The organism is Arthrobacter rhizosphaerae, assembly GCF_023062595.1.
GTDB classification, from domain to species: Bacteria; Actinomycetota; Actinomycetes; order Actinomycetales; family Micrococcaceae; genus Arthrobacter; species Arthrobacter rhizosphaerae.
In genome coordinates this window covers 1-1,483 of the sequence record NZ_JALLAN010000041.1, presented here as the reverse complement: position 1 = coordinate 1,483, position 1,483 = coordinate 1, and the positions used below count along the sequence as shown (strand labels likewise).

General features: G+C 63.3%; 1 protein-coding gene. It reads left to right on the top strand.

The window, feature by feature from the left end; all coding sequences use genetic code 11:
* The first annotated feature begins 241 nt into the window (after positions 1-241).
* Complete coding sequence (locus MU551_RS23165) at positions 242-1,459, top strand: IS110 family RNA-guided transposase (protein ID WP_247048922.1); 1,218 nt, start codon at positions 242-244, stop codon at positions 1,457-1,459.
* Positions 1,460-1,483 lie beyond the last annotated feature (24 nt).

The window sequence follows — 1,483 nt, the reverse complement described above, 5'->3', positions numbered from 1 at the left end:
CCCCGTTACCTTTTTCGTAGCCCCGGTCCTGTTGCAGGATAAGGGGTGTTGGCCGGTCGGTCCCGGCATGGTTTCTGCCCCCAGTCATGAATGATCCGGGGGGTGTTGTCACCGGGACCGGCTTGGCGGCAGATGATCGCTGATAGAGGCACGACGACGGGTCCTTCGTAACGTGGATGTCGACACCTGCCGCCATTGACCAGCCAGCATCGGACGGTGATGCGCGAACAAGGGAGCGGGTATGGCGGTGATTCTGGATCAGCAGGACATAGACGTATTCATCGGATTGGACGTCGGGAAATCGGGCCACCATGCGGTGGCCCTGGACAGGTCCGGCAAGAAGCTCTTCGACAAGGCCCTGCCCAACGATGAGAATCGGCTCCGGGAAATCCTTGGCTCCCTTTTCTCGCATGGGAAGATCCTCCTCGTCGTGGACCAGCCCGCCACTATCGGTGCGCTGCCGGTCGCGGTGGCTCAGGCTGCCGGCGCGGCCGTTGGCTACCTTCCGGGACTGGCGATGCGGAGAATCGCGGACCTTCACCCGGGCCAGGCCAAAACCGATGCCAGGGACGCGGCGATTATTGCCGAAGCTGCACGATCCATGCCGCACACGTTGCGAACCATTGCTCTGGATGATGAAACGCTGGCCGAACTCGGAGTCCTGTGTGGCTTTGATGACGACCTCGCCGCCCAGATCACCGCAACGTCCAACCGGATCCGTGGACTGCTCACCCAGATCCACCCCGCCTTGGAACGGGCTTTGGGACCGCACCTGGATCACCCGGCCGTGGCTGACCTGCTCACCCGATATCCCACACCGGCCGCGCTCAAGACAGCCGGCCGTGGACATGTCAGGGCAAGGCTGAAGAAAAACGCACCCCGTGCGGCCGAACGCCTCACAGACGCGATCTTCGCTGCCCTCGGAGAACAGACGGTTGTCGTCATCGGAACCAGTGCAGCCGGGCTGGTGCTGCCGAAACTGGCCGAACAGCTGCTTTCCCTTCGCCATCAGCGCGATGACATTGCAGCCCAGGTCGAAGCCCTTGTGGAGGCCCACCCTCTTCACAAGGTCCTGACCTCGATGCCAGGCATCGGCGTCAGGACCTGCGCCCGCATCCTCACCGAAGTAACCGGCAAGCACTTCGCCAGCGCCGCCCACCTTGCCTCCTACGCCGGCATCGCACCGGTCACCCGGCGCTCCGGGACATCCATCCGCGGCGAGCACTCGAGCCAGCGAGGGAACAAGAAACTCAAACGCGCGCTGTTCCTTTCCGCCTTCGCAGCCCTGCACCACCCACCTTCACGGGCCTATTACGACCGCAAACGGGCAGAAGGCAAACGACACAACCAAGCCCTCATCGCCCTCGCACGCCGCCGCTCAGACGTCCTCTTCGCCATGCTCCGAGACGGAACCCTCTACCAGGAACCGGAACCACGGAATCTGCCGTCAGCGGCTTGACGAAAAACATAGAGGCACCCCCCC